The following is a 20,571-nucleotide window of genomic DNA, read 5'->3' on the forward strand; positions in this document are numbered from 1 at the left end:
GGGTGCGAGGTCGGGAGCCCTCTATAGGCTGGACCCGTGCCGAACACGGAAAAGCCTACCCTCCTCGTCATCGACGGCCATTCCCTGGCGTTCCGGGCCTTCTACGCCCTGCCGGCGGAGAGCTTCCAGAACCGCGAGGGGCAGCACACGAACGCCGTGCATGGCTTCATCGCGATGCTCATCAACCTCCTGCAGAAGGAGAAGCCCACGCACGTCGGCGTCGCGTTCGACATCTCGCGCTTCTCGTTCCGCACGCGCGAGTACCCGGAGTACAAGGGCACGCGCGGCGAGACGCCGGTGGAGTTCACGGGCCAGGTCCCGCTGCTCGAGCGGGCGCTGAAGACCATGAACATCCCCACCCTCACCAAGGAGGACCACGAGGCGGACGACATCCTCGCGACCCTCGCCACGCAGGGCCGCGAGCAGGGCTTCCGCGTGCTCGTCGTCTCGGGCGACCGCGACGCCATCCAGCTCGTCAACGACGACGTCACGCTGCTCTACCCGTCCACGCAGGGCGTCGCGCAGCTCACGCGCTACGACGCGGAGAAGGTGTTCGAGAAGTACGGCGTGCAGCCGGAGATGTACCCGGACATCGCGGCGCTCGTGGGCGAGACGAGCGACAACCTCATCGGCGTCGACAAGGTCGGCCCGAAGACCGCGGTGAAGTGGCTGAACCAGTACGGGTCGCTCGACGCGGTCATCGAGCACCGGGACGAGATCTCGGGCAAGGTCGGCGACAACCTCCGCGCCCAGTACGAGAACGTCATCCGCAACCGCCGCCTCAACCGGCTCCTCACCGACGTCGAGCTGCCGCTCGGCCCGGCGGACCTCGAGCGCAAGCCCATCGACGAGCCCGCGCTCCGCGAGGTCTTCGCGGTGCTGGAGTTCAAGCAGCTGCTCGAGCGCGTGCTGAAGCTCGAGGGATCCGGCGTCTCGGCGTCGAGCGAGGGCACGCCCGTCGGAGCGGTCGAGCAGGAGCCGTCCACGGCGCCGGCCGCCCCGCAGGCGCAGCAGCTGCTCGACGAGGAGCTCGCCAAGTGGATCGACCGGCAGAGCGCCGCGTCCCCGCACGGCCTCGGCCTCACAGTGGAGACGCAGGACGGGAAGCCCGTCGGCTTCGGGCTCGCGAGCGCGACCGAGACGGTCACGCTGCCCTGGCAGGAGGGCCGCGCCGACTACGCGCCCTTCGAGCGGTGGCTCGCGAGCGACGCCCCCAAGATCATGTCCGACGCCAAGGTGCAGGTGAAGGCGATGCGCCGGGCCGGCCTCGCGTTCTCGGGCCTCGCCTTCGACGTCCTCGTCGCCGGCTGGCTGCTGCGTCCCGGCTTCACCGACAAGACGCTCGCCGCGCTCGTCAGCCGGTACCTCTTGGAGGACCTGCCCGAGCCCGACGCCAACCAGCTCGTGCCCGAGACCGAGGCGCTCACGGCGCCCACCGAGGCCTGGTACACGCTCCGGGTCGAGAAGGCGCTCCGCGAGGTGCTCGACGAGCGCACCCTCGGGGTCATGGTCGACATCGAGATGCCGACTCTCCTCGTGCTCGTGGAGATGGAGCTGCGCGGCGTCGCGACCGACCGCGCCGGCCTCGCCGAGCTGTCGGCGCAGCTGCTGGAGCGCATCACGGACCTCGCGCAGCGCGCCTTCGCCGAGATCGGCAAGGAGATCAACCTCGGCTCGCCGAAGCAGCTGCAGGAGGTCCTCTTCGACCAGCTCGGCATGCCGAAGACGCGGGCCAACAAGACGGGCTTCTCCACGGACGCGGGCGCCCTCGCCGACCTGCAGGCGTCGAACCCGCACCCGTTCCTCGACCTGCTGCTCGAGCACCGCGACGCGAGCAAGCTGCGCCAGATCATCCAGACGCTGGAGCGCGGCATCGGCGACGACGAGCGGATCCACACCACCTACGTGCAGACCGGCACGACCACCGGCCGCATCTCCTCGAACGACCCGAACCTGCAGAACATCCCCGTCCGCACCGAGGAGGGCCGCCGCATCCGCAGCGCCATCCGCGTGGGCGAGGGCTACGAGACGCTGCTTACGGCCGACTACTCGCAGATCGAGATGCGGATCATGGCGCACCTCTCCGGCGACGAGGGCCTCATCGAGGCGTTCGCCGCGGGGGAGGACCTGCACCGGTTCGTGGGATCCCGCATCTTCGGCGTGGAGCCGGCGGACGTGAGCGCGGAGATGCGCACCAAGGTCAAGGCCATGAGCTACGGGTTGGCGTACGGCCTGAGCGCGTTCGGCCTGTCGAAGCAGCTGCGCATCCCGTCGTCGGAGGCGAAGCAGCTGATGACCGACTACTTCGCGCGGTTCGGCTCGGTGCGCGACTACCTCCGCCAGGTGGTGGAGGAGGCGCGCGCGGCCGGCTACACGGAGACGATCTTCGGCCGCCGCCGTCCGTTCCCCGACCTGAACAGCCCCAACCGCGTCCTCCGGGACAACGCCGAGCGGGCGGCGCTCAACGCGCCCATCCAGGGGTCGGCCGCCGACATCATGAAGATCGCGATGATCCGCATCGAGGCCGACATGCGGGAGCGCGACATGGCCTCGCGCATGCTCCTCCAGGTGCACGACGAGCTCATCCTCGAGGTCGCCGCGGGGGAGTGGGACGCGCTCGAGGCGATCGTCGCCGACCGCATGGCGCACGCCGCGGACCTCCGGGTGCCGCTCGAGGTCCAGGTCGGCCGCGGCGACTCGTGGTCCGCAGCCGCGCACTGACCGGATCCGCCCTCCCGACCACCCAGCACGAGGAGCACCAGCGCATGACGAACGCACGACTCTCGGACCTCCTCGCGGACGGATCCATCCGGCTCGACGCCCGCGCCGCCGACCGCGAGGACGCCATCCGGCAGGCGGGCGAGGCGCTCGTCGCGTCCGGCGCCGTGGAGCCCGGCTACGTGGAGGCCATGGTCGAGCGCGAGCGATCGGTGTCGACGTTCGTGGGCGAGGGCGTGGCGGTGCCGCACGGCACCCTCGCCGCCGGCCGCGACCTCGTCGAGGCGGACGCGATCAGCCTCCTCCGCCTCCCCGACGGCGTCGACTGGGACGGCCACGACGTCCGCATCGTCATCGGGATCGCGGCCACCGGGGGCGGCCACATCGCCCTGCTGTCGCGCCTCGCCGAGATCCTGCTCGACCCCGTTCGCGCCGAGCAGCTGCGCGGCGCGACCGATCCCGCGACCGTCCGGTCGCTCCTGGGAGCCGGTACGGTCGAGGGATGACGACGACGCCGAAGGCCCCCCGACCGCAGACGGAGATCGACCGCATCGCCGAGGGGTGGATCGACACGTCGCTCGACCTGCACCCCGAGGAGCGCGTCTACCTCGGCCGCCCGGGTCGCGAGGGCGAGTACGGCGACACGTCGCCCGCCGGTCACGCGGCGCACGCCGAGGCCGCGCGCGCGGTCGTCCGCCACCTGGCCGCGGCCGCGCCCGTCGACGCCGTCGACGAGGTCACCCGCATGGACCTCACCCGCGAGCTCGAGCTCGACGTCGAGATGCACGAGGCGGGCGTCCACCTCTCCGACCTGAACGTGATCGCGTCGCCCGCGCAGGGCATCCGCGAGGTCTTCGACATCTCGCCCACGGCCACCGAGGGCGACTGGGAGCACGTCGCCACGCGCCTCGGCAACGTCCCCGGCGCCGTCGACGGCTACATCGAGACGCTCCGCGAGGGCGTCCGCCGCGGCCGGACGCCGGCGAAGCGCCAGATCCGCGAGGTGCTCGGCCAGGTCGAGCGCCAGGCGGCCCCCGACGGCTTCTTCCGCTCCTTCGCCGAGGAGGCGCGTCCCGACGCCGGCGAGCTGCCCGCGTCGCTGCGCCAGGACCTCGGCGCCCGCGCCGAGGAGGCCCGCGCGGCCTACGCGCGCCTCGCGGAGTTCCTCGGCACGGAGCTCGAGCCCGCCGGCCGCGACGCCGACGCGGTCGGCCGCGAGCAGTACGCGCTCCGCTCCCGCTCGTTCCTCGGCGCCGAGGTCGACCTCGACGAGACGTACGAGTGGGGCGTCGGCGAGCTGGCGCGCATGGTGGAGGAGCAGGAGTCCATCGCCCGCGAGATCCTCCCCGGCGCGACCGTGCTCGAGGCCATCGCGCACCTCGACGGCGACGCCTCGCGCAAGCTGCACGGCACGGACGCCCTGCGCGCCTGGATGCAGGAGACGAGCGACCGCGCCGTCGAGGAGCTCGGCCGCATGCACTTCGACATCCCCGAGGAGATCCGCGCGCTCGAGTGCATGATCGCGCCGACGCAGGAGGGCGGCATCTACTACTCCGGCCCCGCGGACGACTTCAGCCGTCCGGGCCGCATGTGGTGGTCGGTGCCCGAGGGCGTCACCGAGTTCGACACCTGGCGCGAGCTGACGACGGTCTACCACGAGGGCGTCCCCGGCCACCACCTGCAGATCGCGCAGGCCACCTACAACAAGGCGGAGCTCAACACGTGGCGCCGCTTCGCCGGCACCTCCGGCCATGCGGAGGGCTGGGCCCTGTACGCCGAGCGCCTGATGCAGGAGCTCGGCTACCTCGACGACCCCGCCGACCGCCTCGGCATGCTCGACGGCCAGCGGATGCGCGCGGCCCGCGTCGTGCTCGACATCGGCGTCCACCTCGGCAAGACCCGCCCTGACGGCGAGGCGCGGTGGGACGCCGAGTACGCCTTCGACTTCATGGGCCGAAACGTGAACATGGATCCGTCGTTCGTGCGCTTCGAGGTCAACCGCTACCTCGGCTGGCCGGGGCAGGCCCCGTCGTACAAGGTGGGGCAGCGCATCTGGGAGGACCTCCGGGACGAGACGCGGCGCCTGGAGGGCGACGCGTTCGACATCCGCGAGTTCCACCGCCGGGCGCTCGACATCGGGGGAGTCGGCCTCGACACCCTCCGCGCCGCGGTCCTCCGCTGAGCACGCTCCGCGCGGGTCGGCGACCGACCCGCGCGGCGCGGTTGTCCCGCCTCCCGGGCCGGGTCTAAGATCGACTGTCGCAGTTCTGCGACGACCCATCCGTCCGCCGCTCGACCGGTACCCGCGCGGGTCCGCGCCAGCGGCCTTATTCATGCCCATCCTGGAGCACTAACTACATGACAATCGCAACGACCGACAAGGCGCCCAAGCAGGTCGCGATCAACGACATCGGATCTGCTGAGGACTTCCTCGCCGCGGTCGAGAAGACACTGAAGTTCTTCAACGACGGAGACCTCATCGAGGGCACCGTCGTGAAGATCGATCGGGACGAGGTCCTGATCGACGTCGGCTACAAGACCGAGGGCGTCATCCCCTCGCGTGAGCTGTCGATCAAGCACGACGTCGACCCCACGGAGGTCGTCAAGGTCGGCGACACCGTCGAGGCCCTCGTCCTCCAGAAGGAGGACAAGGAAGGCCGTCTGATCCTGTCCAAGAAGCGCGCGCAGTACGAGCGTGCGTGGGGCGACGTGGAGAAGATCAAGGAGTCCGACGGCGTCGTCACCGGCACCGTCATCGAGGTCGTCAAGGGCGGCCTCATCGTGGACATCGGCCTCCGCGGCTTCCTCCCGGCCTCGCTCATCGAGCTGCGCCGCGTCCGCGACCTCACGCCGTACCTCGGCCAGGAGATCGAGGCCAAGATCCTCGAGCTCGACAAGAACCGCAACAACGTGGTCCTGTCGCGCCGTGCCCTGCTCGAGCAGACGCAGTCCGAGAGCCGCAGCACGTTCCTCAACAACCTCCAGAAGGGCCAGGTCCGCAAGGGCGTGGTCTCCTCGATCGTCAACTTCGGTGCGTTCGTGGACCTGGGCGGCGTCGACGGCCTCGTGCACGTCTCCGAGCTCAGCTGGAAGCACATCGAGCACGCCAGCGAGGTCGTCGAGGTGGGCCAGGAGGTGACCGTCGAGATCCTCGAGGTCGACCTGGACCGCGAGCGCGTCTCGCTGTCGCTCAAGGCGACGCAGGAGGACCCCTGGCAGGTCTTCGCCCGCACGCACGCCATCGGCCAGGTCGCGCCCGGAAAGGTCACCAAGCTGGTGCCGTTCGGTGCGTTCGTCCGCGTGGCCGAGGGCATCGAGGGCCTCGTGCACATCTCGGAGCTCTCCGGCAAGCACGTCGAGCTCGCGGAGCAGGTCGTGTCCGTCGGCGACGAGGTGTTCGTCAAGGTCATCGACATCGACCTCGAGCGTCGTCGCATCTCGCTGAGCCTCAAGCAGGCCAACGACGGCGTCGACCCCGAGGGCACCGAGTTCGACCCCGCCCTCTACGGCATGCTCACCGAGTACGACGACCAGGGGAACTACAAGTACCCCGAGGGCTTCGACCCGGAGACCAACGAGTGGAAGGAGGGCTTCGAGGCCCAGCGCGAGACCTGGGAGCAGCAGTACGCCGCCGCTCAGGCCCGCTGGGAGGCCCACAAGAAGCAGGTCGCGGCAGCAGCCGAGGCCGAGGCGGCCGACACGGGCATCACGTCCGCCGGCCCCGGCTTCACGAGCGACTCGACGGGCGCCGGCACGCTGGCGGACGACGAGAGCCTCGCCGCCCTGCGCGAGAAGCTGTCCAGCTCGAAGTAGTCCCACCCGCACCACGACGAGGCCGCTCTCCCTTCGGGGAGGGCGGCCTCCGTCGTGCGCGGGCCGCCTCGGGCCTCCGCGTGCGGCCGCGGTGCGGCACGCGCCTAGGCTGGATCCATGCGCGTGATCGGACTGACGGGCGGCATCGCCGCGGGCAAGACGGTGGTGGCCGACCGGCTGGCGGAGCTCGGGGCGGTGCGCATCGACGCCGACCGGCTCGCCCGCGAGGTCGTGGAGCCGGGCACGCCGGCGCTGGCGGAGATCGCGCGTCGCTTCGGCCCGGGCGTGATCCAGGCCGATGGCTCCCTCGACCGCGCGGCGCTCGGCGCCGTCGTGTTCCAGGATCCGGACGCCCGCCGCGACCTGGAGGCCATCACGCACCCCGCGGTCCGCAAGCTGTCCGCCCGTCGCATGGCCGAGGCGGGGGAGGCGGATCCGGATGCGGTCGTCGTCTACGACATCCCGCTCCTGGTGGAGTCCGGCCGCGTCGACGAGTTCGACCGGATCGTGGTGGTCCACGCTCCCCGCGAGGAGCGGATCCGCCGCCTCGTCGAGCTCCGCGGCATGCCGCGCGAGGAGGCCGAGCGGCGCATCGCCTCGCAGGCGTCCGACGAGGAACGGCTGGCCGTCGCCGACGACGTCGTCGACTCGGGCGTCTCCCTGGACTCGACGCTCGCCCAGACGGATCGGCTCTGGGCGAACCTGTCCGGCGGTGTCGGAGGCCGCTCGTAGACTCGGGAGCATGCAGCCCACCCGGTCCGTGCGCCCCTTCAAGGTCGTCAGCGAGTACTCCCCGAGCGGCGACCAGCCCACGGCCATCGCCGAGCTGGCCGGCCGGGTCAACGCCGGCGAGCCCGACGTCGTCCTCCTCGGCGCCACGGGAACCGGCAAGTCGGCCACCGCGGCCTGGCTCATCGAGAAGGTCCAGCGCCCGACGCTGATCCTCGCCCACAACAAGACCCTCGCCGCGCAGCTCGCCACGGAGTTCCGCGAGCTCATGCCCGACAACGCGGTCGAGTACTTCGTCTCGTACTACGACTACTACCAGCCCGAGGCGTACGTCCCGCAGACGGACACGTTCATCGAGAAGGACTCGTCGGTCAACGCCGAGGTCGAGCGGCTCCGCCACTCCACCACCAACTCCCTGCTCAGCCGCCGCGACGTCGTCGTCGTGAGCACGGTCTCCTGCATCTACGGCCTCGGCCAGCCCGAGCAGTACATGAACGCGATGGTCGCGCTCCAGGTGGGCATGCAGATCAACCGCGACACGCTCATCCGCAAGTTCGTCTCCATGCAGTACCAGCGCAACGACGTCGACTTCTCCCGCGGCAACTTCCGCGTGCGTGGCGACACCATCGAGATCATCCCGATGTACGAGGAGCTGGCCATCCGCATCGAGATGTTCGGCGACGAGATCGAGGCGCTCTACACGCTGCACCCGCTCACGGGCGACGTGGTCCGCAAGATGGACTCGGTGTCCGTCTTCCCGGGATCGCACTACGTGGCCGAGACCGAGGTCATGCAGCGCGCCATCGGCACCATCCAGCAGGAGCTCGAGGAGCGGCTGGCCGTGCTCGAGCGCGAGGGCAAGCTGCTCGAGGCCCAGCGCCTGCGCATGCGCACCAACTTCGACATCGAGATGATGCAGCAGATCGGCTTCTGCTCCGGCATCGAGAACTACTCCCGCCACATCGACGGGCGCGACGCGGGGGAGGCCCCGCACTGCCTGCTCGACTACTTCCCGGACGACTTCCTCGTCATCATCGACGAGTCGCACGTCACCGTCCCCCAGATCGGCGCCATGTTCGAGGGCGACTCCTCGCGCAAGCGCACGCTCGTGGAGCACGGCTTCCGGCTGCCCAGCGCGCTCGACAACCGGCCGCTGAAGTGGAACGAGTTCACCGAGCGCGTCGGCCAGACCGTCTACATGTCGGCCACGCCCGGCAAGTACGAGCTCGGCATGGGCGACGGCGTGGTGGAGCAGATCATCCGCCCCACCGGCCTCATCGACCCGGCCATCGTGGTCAAGCCCACGAAGGGGCAGATCGACGACCTGCTCGAGCAGATCCGCATCCGCGTGGAGAAGGACGAGCGCATCCTCGTCACCACCCTCACGAAGAAGATGGCGGAGGAGCTCACCGACTACTTCGCGGAGGCGGGCGTGCGCGTGCGGTACCTCCACTCGGACGTCGACACCCTGCGCCGCGTGGAGCTGCTCAGCGAGCTGCGCGCGGGCATCTACGACGTGCTCGTGGGCATCAACCTGCTGCGCGAGGGCCTCGACCTGCCGGAGGTGTCGCTCGTCGCGATCCTCGACGCCGACAAGGAGGGCTTCCTCCGCTCGTCCACGTCGCTCATCCAGACCATCGGCCGCGCGGCGCGCAACGTCTCGGGCGAGGTGCACATGTACGCCGACGTCCTCACGGACAGCATGAAGCGCGCCATCGACGAGACCGACCGCCGTCGCGAGAAGCAGGTGGCCTACAACACCGAGCACGGCATCGACCCGACGCCGCTGCGCAAGCGCATCGCCGACATCACGGAGATCCTGGCGCGCGAGGGCGAGGACACGAAGAAGATGCTCGAGGGGCGCGGCGGCGGCAAGCGGTCGCCCACGCCGAACCTCCGTCGCGAGGGCAAGGCGGCCGCCGGGGCGAACGAGCTGGAGACCATCATCTCCGACCTCAACGACCAGATGCTGCAGGCCGCGGGCGAGCTCAAGTTCGAGCTGGCGGCGCGCCTCCGCGACGAGCTGGGCGACCTCAAGCGCGAGCTCCGGCAGATGGAGAAGGCCGGGCACCTGTCCTGAACGAGGGACGGGGGAGGGCCGCACGCGCGCCCCCTCCCCGTCGGCGGTGTCGGTGGCGACGCATACGATGGAAGCGTGTCCATCTCCCCCGTCGAGTCCTCCTCCCTCCTCAGCGTCCGCGGTGCCCGTGTCCACAACCTCCGTGACGTCGACCTCGACATCCCGCGCGACTCGCTGGTGGTCTTCACCGGCCTGTCCGGGTCCGGCAAGTCGTCCCTCGCGTTCGACACGATCTTCGCGGAGGGCCAGCGCCGGTACGTCGAGTCGCTGTCCGCGTACGCCCGCCAGTTCCTCGGCCAGGTCGATCGGCCCGACGTCGACTTCATCGAGGGCCTGAGCCCCGCGGTCTCCATCGACCAGAAGTCGACGAACCGCAACCCCCGGTCCACGGTCGGCACCATCACCGAGATCTTCGACTACATGCGCCTGCTCTGGGCGCGCATCGGCGTCGCCCACTGCCCCGTCTGCGGGGAGCGCATCTCGCGTCAGACGGTGCAGCAGATCGCCGACCAGCTCATGGAGCTCGAGACCGGTACGCGGTACCAGATCGTCAGCCCCATCGTGTCCCAGAAGAAGGGCGAGTTCGTCGACCTGTTCGCGGAGCTCGCGTCCGGCGGCTACTCGCGCGCCATCGTCGACGGGGAGCTCATCCAGCTCAGCTCGCCCCCCAAGCTCAAGAAGCAGTACAAGCACGACATCTCCGTGGTGGTCGACCGCCTCGTCGCGAACGACGACATCCTCGGGCGCCTCACCGACTCGCTCGAGACCGCGCTGCGCCTCACCGACGGCATCGTCATGATCGACTTCGTCGACGTCGAGGGCCCCGGCGGGCTCCAGACGTACTCGGAGAAGCTGTCGTGCCCGAACAACCACCCCATCCAGCTCACCGAGATCGAGCCGCGCACCTTCTCCTTCAACGCGCCCTTCGGCGCCTGCCCCGAGTGCTCGGGCCTCGGCACGCGCATGTCGGTCGACCAGGAGCTGCTCATCGGCGACGAGTCGCTGAGCATCGCCGACGGCGTCATCCTCCCCTGGACCACGCAGGGCAAGGGCCTCTTCCAGTACTACGAGAAGCTGCTCGCCGGCCTCGCGCGCGACCTCAAGTTCTCGCTCACCACGCCGTGGCGGAAGCTGTCGGAGGAGGTCCGCGAGGCGGTGCTCCGCGGCAACGACTTCGAGGTCCAGGTCAAGTGGAAGAACCGCTACGGCCGCGAGATGACCTACTCGTCGGGCTTCGAGGGCGTCATGCCCTACATCGAGCGCCAGTTCGCGCAGGCCGAGACCGACAACCAGCGCGCCCGCTGGGGCGAGTACCTGCGTGAGATCCCGTGCCCGGTCTGCGACGGCAAGCGGCTGAAGCCCGAGGTGCTCGCGGTCCTCGTGCACGGCGCGAACATCGCCGAGGTCGCGGAGATGAGCCTCTCGGACGCGCAGGCGTTCATGGCGCAGCTCGAGCTCACCGACCGCGAGGCGCACATCGCCGCGCAGGTCCTCCGGGAGATCCGCGTGCGGCTCGACTTCCTCATCGAGGTCGGCCTCAACTACCTCAACCTCGCACGCGCCGCGGCGTCGCTCTCCGGCGGCGAGGCGCAGCGCATCCGCCTGGCCACGCAGATCGGCTCGGGCCTCACCGGCGTGCTCTACGTGCTCGACGAGCCGAGCATCGGCCTGCACCAGCGCGACAACCGCCGCCTCATCGAGACGCTCGTGAAGCTGCGCGACCTCGGCAACACGCTCATCGTCGTCGAGCACGACGAGGACACCATCCGCACCGCCGACTGGATCGTCGACATCGGACCGGGCGCGGGCGTCAACGGCGGCAAGGTCGTGCACTCGGGCTCCTACGAGGGCCTCATCGAGAACCGCGAGTCGCTCACGGGCGACTACCTCGCCGGGCGCCGCGCCATCGCCACGCCGGCGAAGCGCCGCAAGATCGACAAGAAGCGGCAGATCCAGGTCGTGGGCGCCCGCGCCAACAACCTGCAGAACGTCACGGCGTCCTTCCCGCTCGGCACGCTCACGGCCGTCACGGGCGTCAGCGGGTCGGGCAAGTCGTCGCTCGTCAACGACATCCTCTACCGGGTGCTCGCCAACGAGCTCAACGGCGCCCGCAAGGTGCCGGGCAAGCACGCGCGCGTCACCGGCCTCGAGAACCTCGACAAGGTCGTCCACGTCGACCAGAACCCCATCGGCCGCACCCCGCGCTCGAACCCCGCCACGTACACGGGCGTCTTCGACCGGATCCGCACCCTCTTCGCCGAGACCACCGAGGCCAAGGCGCGCGGGTACCTCCCCGGCCGCTTCAGCTTCAACGTCAAGGGCGGGCGCTGCGAGGCCTGCTCGGGGGACGGCACCATCAAGATCGAGATGAACTTCCTGCCGGACGTCTACGTGGCCTGCGAGGTCTGCGGGGGAGCGCGCTACAACCGCGACACCCTCAGCGTCCACTACAAGGGCAAGAGCATCGCCGAGGTGCTCGACATGTCCATCAGCGAGGCGGCGGAGTTCTTCGAGCCCATCCAGGCCATCCACCGCTTCATGAAGACCCTGGTCGACGTGGGCCTCGGCTACGTGCGCCTCGGCCAGAGCGCCACCACGCTCTCCGGCGGCGAGGCGCAGCGCGTCAAGCTGTCCACGGAGCTGCAGCGCCGCTCGAACGGCCGCAGCATCTACGTGCTCGACGAGCCGACCACGGGCCTCCACTTCGAGGACGTGCGCAAGCTCCTCCTCGTGCTCAACGGGCTGGTCGACAAGGGCAACACGGTCATCGTCATCGAGCACAACCTCGACGTCATCAAGTCGGCCGACTGGCTCATCGACATGGGTCCCGAGGGCGGTGCGGGCGGCGGCACGGTCCTCGCCACCGGCACGCCCGAGCACCTCGCCACGGTGCCGGAGAGCTACACCGGCGGGTTCCTCCGCGAGGTGCTTGAGGCCGAGGCCGAAGGGTCGGCGGCCGGTTCCCAGCGTGCGCGCGAGGAGCGCGCGGCCGTCTGATGGCCCGCACCGACACGGTCGGCTACCGTCCGGCGGCGGGGGAGATCCCCACGTCGCCGGGCGTGTACCGCTTTCGCGACGCGGCGGGCCGCGTCCTGTACGTGGGCAAGGCGAACAACCTGCGCGCGCGCCTCGCCAACTACTTCGCGCCGCTCGCGAGCCTCCACGAGCGCACGCGCCGGATGGTGACGTCCGCGGCCGGAGTCGAATGGACCGTCGTCGGCAGCGAGTTCGAGGCCCTCCAGCTCGAGTTCACCTGGATCAAGGAGTTCGACCCGCCGTTCAACGTCAAGTTCCGGGACGACAAGTCGTACCCGTACCTGGCGGTCACGCTGGGGGAGGACTACCCGCGGGTGATGGTCACCCGCAACCGCAAGATCCGCGGCGCCAAGTACTTCGGGCCCTACACGAAGGTCTGGGCCATCCGCGAGACGGTCGACCACCTGCTAAAGGTGTTCCCCATGCGCTCGTGCTCGGAGAGCACCTTCAAGCGCGCGCGCCAGACGAACCGCCCCTGCCTCCTCGGCGACATCGGCCGTTGCGCGGCGCCGTGCGTCGGCCGGGTGTCGGAGGAGGAGCACCGCGAGATCGCCGACGACTTCGTCAGCTTCATGGCCGGCAACGACTCCAAGTACGTGGGTCAGCTCACGCAGCGGATGAAGGACGCCGCGGCGGAGATGGACTACGAGGCCGCGGCCCGGCACCGGGACGACATCGGCGCGCTCGAGGCCGCCCTCTCCAAGACCGCGGTCGTGTTCGACGACCGCGTCGACGCCGACGTCTTCGGCATCGCCGCCGACGAGCTCGCCGCTGCCGTGCAGCAGTTCATGGTCCGCGGCGGACGCATCCGCGGCACGCGCACGTGGGTCGTCGACAAGGAGCTCGACATCGGGATCGGCGAGCTCGTCGAGACCGTGCTGCACAACGCGTACGAGGACGAGGCGCATCCGCCGCGCGAGGTGCTCGTCCCCGAGCTGCCGGCCGACGCCGCCGAGCTCGAGCTGTGGCTCAGCCAGCGCCGGGCGGCGGGGGAGGACGACGGCACCGTCCGTCGCGGGCGTCCGAGCTCGTGGCAGGTCGACCTGCGCGTCGCGCAGCGCGGCGACAAGGCCGCGCTCGCCCAGACCGCGGCGACCAACGCGCAGAACGCGCTCATGCTCTACAAGACCCGGCGCAGCTCCGACTTCACGACGCGGTCGAAGGCGCTGGCCGACATCCAGGAGGCGCTCGGCATGCCCGACGCGCCCCTGCGCATGGAGTGCTACGACGTCTCGCACCTGAGCGGCACCAACATCGTCGCGTCCATGGTCGTCTTCGAGGACGGCCTGCCGCGGAAGGACCAGTACCGCCGGTTCAACATCGCCGACTCCACGGACGACACCGAGTCGATCCACCAGGTCATCACGCGCCGCCTCGCCTACCTCGGCAAGGAGGCGGAGGTGCCCGCCGACGCCGCGCCGCCGGAGCTCGGGGAGGCGCCGCCCGTCAACAAGTTCTCGTACAGTCCCAACCTGCTCATCGTCGACGGCGGGCAACCGCAGGTGGCCGCCGCCCGGCGCGCGCTCGAGGAGTCGGGCGTGACGGGGATCCAGCTGGCGGGCATCGCCAAGCGCCTCGAGGAGATCTGGCTGCCGGACTCGGATTACCCGATCATCCTGCCGCGCAACAGCGACGCCCTCTTCCTCATCCAGCGCATCCGCGACGAGGCGCACCGCTTCGCCATCACGCACCAGCGCGCGCGGAGGAAGCGCGACATCACGTCGGTGCTCAACGAGATCCCCGGGCTCGGTCCGTCGCGCGTGCAGCGGCTGCTGCAGCAGTTCGGATCGGTCGCGAAGCTCAAGCAGGCCGAGGTCGACGAGATCGCGGCCGTCCGCACCATCGGGCCGACGCTGGCCCAGGCCGTCTACGAGCGGCTCCGCTCGTGAACCCGGCCCGGACCGGTGTCGCCGGTCCCGCCTAGACTCGACCCACCGACCAGCGCGACGAGAGGTGCAGCCCCGCATGAGCGTGGAGATCCCCCAGCAGGACGTCATGATCGTGACGGGGATGTCCGGCGCGGGCCGCTCCACCGTCGGCAACGCGCTGGAGGACCTCGGCTGGTATGTCGTCGACAACCTCCCGCCGCAGATGCTCAAGCCGCTCGTCGAGCTCGCGGGCCGCGCCGGCACCTCGCTGCCGAAGATCGCCGCGGTGGTCGACGTCCGAGGGGGCGACTTCTTCTCCGAGCTGCGGGACATCCTGCAGACCTTCGGCACGGGTCCGCGCCTCCGCGTGCTCTTCCTCGAGGCGACCGACGCCGCGCTCGTCCGGCGCTTCGAGCAGGTCCGACGCCCGCACCCGCTGCAGGGGAACGGCACGTTGCTCGACGGGATCGCCGCCGAGCGCGCCCGCATGATCGAGATACGCGAGGCGAGCGACCTCGTCATCGACACGTCCGAGCTCAACATCCACCAGCTCGCCACCACGATCACCGAGCAGTTCAGCGGTGCGGACGACGCGGGTGTCCGCGTCACCGTCATGAGCTTCGGCTTCAAGTACGGCACCCCCGCCGACGCCGACATGGTCGCGGACATGCGCTTCCTGCCGAACCCCTTCTGGACCCCGGAGCTCCGCCCGCTCACGGGCCGGGACAAGGCCGTCAGCGACTACGTGCTGGGCCAGGAGGGCGCCGAGGAGTTCGTCCACGCGTACGCGCGCGCGCTCGCCCCGGTGCTCGCGGGCTATCAGCGGGAGAACAAGAGACACGCTACGATCGCTATCGGCTGTACCGGCGGCAAGCACCGCTCGGTGGCCGTCGCCGAGGAGCTCTCCAGCCTCCTCCGCGCCCTTCCCGGCGTCGCTGTCAGCACCAAGCACCGCGACCTCGGCCGGGAGTAGGGCACCCATCTCATCAAGGGAGTAAGCATTTGCCTCTGACCTCGGACGTCAAGGAAGAACTGTCACGCGTCGAGGTCAGCAAGACCACGGTGAGGGCCGCCGAGCTGGCCACCATCCTGCGCTTCTCCGGCGGGCTCCACCTCATCTCGAACCGCATCGCGGTCGAGTCCGAGCTCGACACCCCCCTCCTCGCCCGCCGCGTCCGGAAGGACCTGGCCGAGCTCTACGGCGTCCGCAGCGACATCTCCGTCATCCCGGCGTCCGGCATGCGCCGCGCCACCCACTACCTGGTGCGCGTGATGGAGGGCGGCGAGACCCTCGCCCGCCAGACCGGCCTGCTCGACGCCCGCCGCCGCCCCATCCGCGGGCTGCCCAATCGTCTCACCACGGGTTCCCGCGAGGAGATCGCCGCCGTCTGGCGCGGGGCGTTCCTGGCCGCGGGCACGCTGACCGATCCCGGTCGCTCGGCCGCGCTCGAGGTCACCTGCCCCGGCAACGAGGCCGCCATGGCCCTCGTCGGCGCCGCGGGGCGCCTCGACATCAGCGCCAAGGCGCGCGAGGTCCGCGGCGTCCACCGGGTGGTCATCCGCGACGGCGACGCCATCGGGCAGATGCTGCGGGTCATGGGAGCGCAGGGGACCGTCGTCAACTGGGAGGAGATGCGCCAGCGCCGCGAGGTCCGCGCCACCGCCAACCGCCTCGTCAACTTCGACGACGCCAACCTCCGCCGCTCGGCCCAGGCCGCGGTGGCCGCGTGCGCGCGCGTGGAGCGGGCCATGGAGATCCTCGGCCCGGACATCCCGGAGCACCTCAAGTACGCGGGCGACCTGCGGCTCCGCTTCCGCGACTCCAGCCTCGACGAGCTGGGCCACCACGCCGACCCGCCCATGACCAAGGACGCGGTCGCCGGGCGCATCCGCCGGCTCCTGGCCATGGCCGACAAGAAGGCCGTCGACGAGGGCCTGCCCGGCACCGACGCGAACCTGCCGGCCGACCTCGACGACGTCTGATCCGCGGTTCCTCCGCCCGCGGGCGCGCTCGACGACGCGGGGATCCGCTCGACGCCGGGCGTCATCCGGCCAGGTGGCGCGGAGGGCCGCCGGACTAGACTCGATCCGTCACCCACCCCCGGCCTCTGGCCGGGAGCCCCCGGGCAATGAAGAGGAGATACACCTATGGCTGACTACACTCTCGTCGACCTCCCGTACGACTACTCGGCCCTCGAGCCGAGCATCAGCGGCCGCATCATGGAGCTGCACCACGACAAGCACCACAAGACCTACGTCGACGGCGCGAACACCGCCCTCGTGAAGCTGCAGGAGGCGCGCGACGCCGGCGACCTCACGTTCGTCAACAAGCTGCAGAAGGACCTCGCGTTCAACCTCGCGGGACACGTGAACCACACCGTCTTCTGGAACAACCTCAGCCCCGACGGCGGCGACAAGCCCACCGGCGAGCTCGCCGCGGCCATCGACGAGTTCTTCGGCTCGTACGACAAGTTCCAGGCGCACTTCACCGCGTCCGCCCTCGGCATCCAGGGCTCCGGCTGGAGCATCCTCGCCTGGGACTCGCTCGGCCAGAAGCTCATCATCGAGCAGCTGTACGACCACCAGGGCAACCTCGCCGCGGCGACCGTCCCGATCCTGCTGCTCGACATGTGGGAGCACGCCTTCTACCTCGACTACGTCAACGTCAAGGCCGACTACGTCAAGGCGTTCTGGAACATCGTGAACTGGGCCGACGTGCAGGCGCGCTTCGACGCCGCGCGCACGAAGACGCAGGGCCTCTTCCTCCTCTCCTAGCCGCAGCCGCGGGCGGCCGGCGGGGAGACCCCGGCCGCCCGCGGCTCCCGCACGCCAGGACTCCCACGCACCCGAACCTCCACCACCCACCGCCGCCCCCGAGCGCGCAGAACATCAGGAGAACACGTGACCGTCAAGATCGGCATCAACGGCTTCGGCCGCATCGGCCGCAACTACTTCCGCGCAGCGCTCGCCAAGGGCAGCGACATCGAGATCGTCGCGGTGAACGACCTCACCGACAACAAGGCGCTCGCGCACCTGCTCAAGTACGACTCCATCACGGGCCGCCTCGACGCCACCGTCGAGCTGGACGGCGACAACATCGTCGTCAACGGCAAGGCCATCCGCGTCCTCGAGGAGCGCGACCCCGCGAACCTCCCCTGGGGCGAGCTCGGCGTCGAGATCGTCATCGAGTCCACGGGTCGTTTCACGAAGGCGGAGGACGCGCGCAAGCACATCACCGCCGGCGCCAAGAAGGTCCTCGTCTCCGCGCCCGCCACGGGCGACAACGTCGCGACCCTGGTCCTCGGCGTCAACGAGGGCACCTACGACCCCGCCACCCACGACGTCATCTCCAACGCGTCGTGCACCACGAACTGCCTCGCGCCCCTCGCCAAGGTCTTCCTCGACGAGTTCGGCATCGAGCGCGGCCTCATGACGACGGTCCACGCCTACACGGCCGACCAGAACCTGCAGGACGGCCCGCACAGCGACCTGCGTCGTGCCCGCGCCGCCGCCGTCAACATCATCCCCACGTCGACGGGTGCCGCGAAGGCGCTCGGCCTCGTCATCCCCGAGCTCGTCGGCAAGCTCGACGGCTACGCGCTCCGCGTCCCCGTGCCCACCGGCTCGATCACCGACCTCACCATCGAGACCTCGGCGAACGTCACGGTCGAGCAGGTCAACGCCGCGTACAAGGCCGCCGCCGAGGGCCCCCTCAAGGGCATCCTCAAGTACACCGAGGACCCGATCGTCTCGAGCGACATCGTCAACGACCCGCACTCCTCGATCTTCGACGCCGGCCTCACCAAGGTCATCGGCAACCAGGTCAAGGTCGCGTCGTGGTACGACAACGAGTGGGGCTACTCCAACCGCCTCGTCGACCTCACCGAGTACGTCGCCGATCGCCTGTAACCGACCGTGGCACTCCGCACCATCGATTCCCTGGGGGACCTCCGGGGTCGTCGCGTCATCGTGCGCTGCGACCTCAACGTCCCCCTGAAGGACGGCGTGATCGGCGACGACGGGCGCATCCTGGCCTCGCTGGGGACCCTCTCGGGTCTCCGCGAGGCCGGCGCCCGCGTCGTCGTCATCTCGCACCTCGGCCGTCCCGACGGCACGCCCGACGAGAAGTACAGCCTGCGTCCCGTGGCGACCCGTCTCGGCGAGCTGCTCGGCGCCGACGTCGCGTTCGCGGCGGACACCGTGGGCGACTCCGCCCGCGCGGCCGTCGAGGCGCTCGGCGACGGCGACGTCGTCGTGCTCGAGAACCTCCGCTTCCACGCGGAGGAGACGAGCAAGGACGAGTCCGTGCGCCGCGGCTTCGCGGAGTCGATCGCCGAGCTGGGGGACGCGTTCGTGTCCGACGGCTTCGGCGTCGTGCACCGCAAGCAGGCCAGCGTGTTCGAGCTCGCGTCCGCGCTCCCCAGCGCGGCCGGCTCGCTCATCGCGAGCGAGCTCGAGGTCCTCGACCGCCTGACGGAGAACCCGGAGCGCCCGTACACGGTCGTGCTCGGCGGATCCAAGGTGTCCGACAAGCTCGGCGTCATCGGCCACCTGCTGCCGCGCGTCGACTCGCTGCTCATCGGCGGCGGGATGCTGTTCACGTTCCTCAAGGCCCAGGGCCACGAGGTCGGCGCGAGCCTCCTCGAGGAGGACCAGGTCGAGACGGTCCGCGGTTACTTGGCCGAGGCCGAGGAGCGCGGCGTGAAGATCGTGCTCCCCACCGACGTGGTCGTCGCCGACGGGTTCTCCGCCGACGCCGCCCACGAGGTCACCCGCGCCGACGCCATCGAGGAGACGCCCGCGGGCGCGAAGGGGCTCGGACTCGACATCGGCCCCGAGACCGCCGACGCCTTCGCGACGATCATCCGAGGTTCGACCACGGTGTTCTGGAACGGCCCCATGGGCGTGTTCGAGCTGGAGCCGTTCGCGGCCGGCACGAGGACGGTCGCCGACGCGCTCACGCGCGTCGAGGGCCTGTCGGTGGTCGGGGGCGGCGACAGCGCCGCGGCCGTCCGCGCGCTCGGATTCGATGATGACCGCTTCGGTCACATCTCGACCGGAGGCGGCGCGAGCCTCGAGTTCCTCGAGGGGAAGCGCCTGCCGGGACTGGAGGTCCTCGGATGGCAGTGACCGATCGCCCGCAGGGGCGCACCCCGCTCATCGCGGGCAACTGGAAGATGAACCTGGACCACCTCCAGGCCATCGCCTTCGTGCAGAAGCTCGCGTGGAGCCTCAAGGACGCGAAGCACGACTACCAGGAGGCGGAGGTCGCGGTGTTCCCGCCGGCCACCGACATCCGCAGCGTGCAGACGCTCGTCTCGGCCGACAAGCTCGAGCTGGCGTACGGCGCCCAGGACGTGTCCGAGCACGAGTCCGGCGCGTACACGGGGGAGATCTCCGCGGCGTTCCTGGCGCAGCTCGCCTGCCGGTACGTCATCATCGGCCACTCCGAGCGGCGCACGCTGCACGGCGAGACCGACGAGCAGGTGGCTGCGAAGTCGGCGGCCGCCGTCAAGCACGGCATCGTCCCCGTGATCTGCGTGGGCGAGACCGCGGCCGATCTCGAGGAGCACGGCGCGAGCGCCGTCCCCGTGGCGCAGCTGCGGGTCGCGCTGCAGGGGCTCGCGAAGGGCGCCGACGTCGTCGTCGCCTACGAGCCCGTGTGGGCCATCGGCTCCGGCCAGGCCGCGACGCCCGAGCAGGCCCAGCAGGTCGCAGCCCCTCTGCGCGCCGTCGTCGCCGAGCTGCTCGGCGACGAGGCCGCGAAGGCCACGCGGATCCTCTACGGCGGTTCGGTCAAGTCCGGCAACATCGCGGGGTTCCTCCGCGAGCCCGACGTCGACGGCGCCCTCGTCGGCGGTGCCAGCCTCGACGTGCAGGAGTTCTCCGCCATCGCGCGGTTCCGCTCCCATGTCGGGGTCTGATCCGCCTCCCCACCTCGAGCCGCTCGCGCCCCACCGGGCGCGGGCGGCTCGCCGCATCCAGCTGCCCGCTATAATCGACAACGGCCCATCGGCCGTTCACCGGTCGTCTCGGCCACAGCACCGCGCACCCGAAAGGCCGCACGTGGAAATCCTCCAGGTAGTCCTGCAGGTGGTTCTGGGAATCACCAGCCTCCTGCTGACCATGCTCATCCTCCTGCACAAGGGGCGGGGCGGCGGTCTGTCCGACATGTTCGGGGGCGGCACGACGTCGAGCCTCGGCTCCTCGGGCGTGGCCGAGCGGAACCTGAACCGCATCACCGTCATCCTCGGCCTGATCTGGGTCACGTGCATCGTGGTCCTCGGGCTGATCACCAAGTTCGACACCGGATTGTAGGGAGCAGCC

Annotated in this window: 15 protein-coding genes; all 15 read left to right on the top strand. The window is 70.4% G+C overall.

The window, feature by feature from the left end:
- Nucleotides 1–36 precede the first annotated feature (36 nt).
- Entirely contained in the window at nucleotides 37–2,721 is a 2,685-nt protein-coding gene (polA, locus tag ACMT9T_RS01170; protein WP_414743872.1) for a DNA polymerase I, read from the top strand.
- A 44-nt stretch (nucleotides 2,722–2,765) separates the two neighbouring features.
- Complete coding sequence (locus tag ACMT9T_RS01175) at nucleotides 2,766–3,224, top strand: PTS mannitol transporter subunit IIA (protein WP_414743873.1); 459 nt, start codon at nucleotides 2,766–2,768, stop codon at nucleotides 3,222–3,224.
- On the top strand, nucleotides 3,221–4,900 hold the full coding sequence (locus ACMT9T_RS01180; protein ID WP_414743874.1) for a DUF885 domain-containing protein: 1,680 nt from the start codon (nucleotides 3,221–3,223) through the stop codon (nucleotides 4,898–4,900). The genes ACMT9T_RS01175 and ACMT9T_RS01180 overlap by 4 nt, the downstream gene beginning before the upstream one ends.
- Nucleotides 4,901–5,076: 176 nt before the next feature.
- Entirely contained in the window at nucleotides 5,077–6,531 is a 1,455-nt protein-coding gene (gene rpsA / locus ACMT9T_RS01185) for a 30S ribosomal protein S1 (protein ID WP_086513559.1), read from the top strand.
- A gap of 117 nt (nucleotides 6,532–6,648) precedes the next feature.
- Nucleotides 6,649–7,263, top strand: a complete 615-nt coding sequence (coaE, locus tag ACMT9T_RS01190; RefSeq protein ID WP_414743875.1) for a dephospho-CoA kinase — start codon at nucleotides 6,649–6,651, stop codon at nucleotides 7,261–7,263.
- A 10-nt stretch (nucleotides 7,264–7,273) separates the two neighbouring features.
- Nucleotides 7,274–9,340: an excinuclease ABC subunit UvrB gene (uvrB, locus tag ACMT9T_RS01195; RefSeq protein WP_191146755.1), complete on the top strand. Its 2,067-nt coding sequence runs from the start codon at nucleotides 7,274–7,276 to the stop codon at nucleotides 9,338–9,340.
- A gap of 75 nt (nucleotides 9,341–9,415) precedes the next feature.
- On the top strand, nucleotides 9,416–12,337 hold the full coding sequence (uvrA, locus tag ACMT9T_RS01200) for an excinuclease ABC subunit UvrA (RefSeq protein ID WP_414743876.1): 2,922 nt from the start codon (nucleotides 9,416–9,418) through the stop codon (nucleotides 12,335–12,337).
- Complete coding sequence (gene uvrC, locus ACMT9T_RS01205) at nucleotides 12,337–14,265, top strand: excinuclease ABC subunit UvrC (protein WP_414743877.1); 1,929 nt, start codon at nucleotides 12,337–12,339, stop codon at nucleotides 14,263–14,265. The genes uvrA and uvrC overlap by 1 nt, the downstream gene beginning before the upstream one ends.
- A 76-nt stretch (nucleotides 14,266–14,341) precedes the next feature.
- Nucleotides 14,342–15,217 (top strand): RNase adapter RapZ, encoded by an 876-nt coding sequence (gene rapZ, locus ACMT9T_RS01210; protein WP_043669591.1) that lies wholly within the window; start codon nucleotides 14,342–14,344, stop codon nucleotides 15,215–15,217.
- 29 nt (nucleotides 15,218–15,246) lie between these two features.
- Nucleotides 15,247–16,227 carry a DNA-binding protein WhiA gene (gene whiA / locus ACMT9T_RS01215; protein WP_053774595.1) on the top strand — a complete coding sequence of 327 codons (981 nt, stop codon included), beginning with the start codon at nucleotides 15,247–15,249 and terminating at the stop codon, nucleotides 16,225–16,227.
- 165 nt (nucleotides 16,228–16,392) lie between these two features.
- The gene (locus tag ACMT9T_RS01220) at nucleotides 16,393–17,019 is read left to right on the top strand and encodes a superoxide dismutase (RefSeq protein ID WP_012038433.1); all 627 of its coding nucleotides are present in this window, start codon (nucleotides 16,393–16,395) and stop codon (nucleotides 17,017–17,019) included.
- Between the two features lie 126 nt (nucleotides 17,020–17,145).
- Nucleotides 17,146–18,153 carry a type I glyceraldehyde-3-phosphate dehydrogenase gene (gene gap, locus ACMT9T_RS01225; protein WP_414743878.1) on the top strand — a complete coding sequence of 336 codons (1,008 nt, stop codon included), beginning with the start codon at nucleotides 17,146–17,148 and terminating at the stop codon, nucleotides 18,151–18,153.
- A gap of 6 nt (nucleotides 18,154–18,159) precedes the next feature.
- Nucleotides 18,160–19,374, top strand: coding sequence for a phosphoglycerate kinase (locus ACMT9T_RS01230; RefSeq protein WP_414743879.1), 1,215 nt, complete (start codon nucleotides 18,160–18,162; stop codon nucleotides 19,372–19,374).
- On the top strand, nucleotides 19,365–20,168 hold the full coding sequence (gene tpiA, locus ACMT9T_RS01235; RefSeq protein WP_414743880.1) for a triose-phosphate isomerase: 804 nt from the start codon (nucleotides 19,365–19,367) through the stop codon (nucleotides 20,166–20,168). Before ACMT9T_RS01230 ends, tpiA begins: the two co-directional genes overlap by 10 nt.
- Before the next feature lie 142 nt (nucleotides 20,169–20,310).
- Nucleotides 20,311–20,562 (top strand): preprotein translocase subunit SecG, encoded by a 252-nt coding sequence (gene secG / locus ACMT9T_RS01240; RefSeq protein ID WP_012299313.1) that lies wholly within the window; start codon nucleotides 20,311–20,313, stop codon nucleotides 20,560–20,562.
- The last annotated feature ends 9 nt before the right edge of the window (nucleotides 20,563–20,571 follow it).

The organism is Clavibacter vidaverae (genome assembly GCF_047529985.1).
GTDB lineage: Bacteria > Actinomycetota > Actinomycetes > Actinomycetales > Microbacteriaceae > Clavibacter > Clavibacter nebraskensis_A.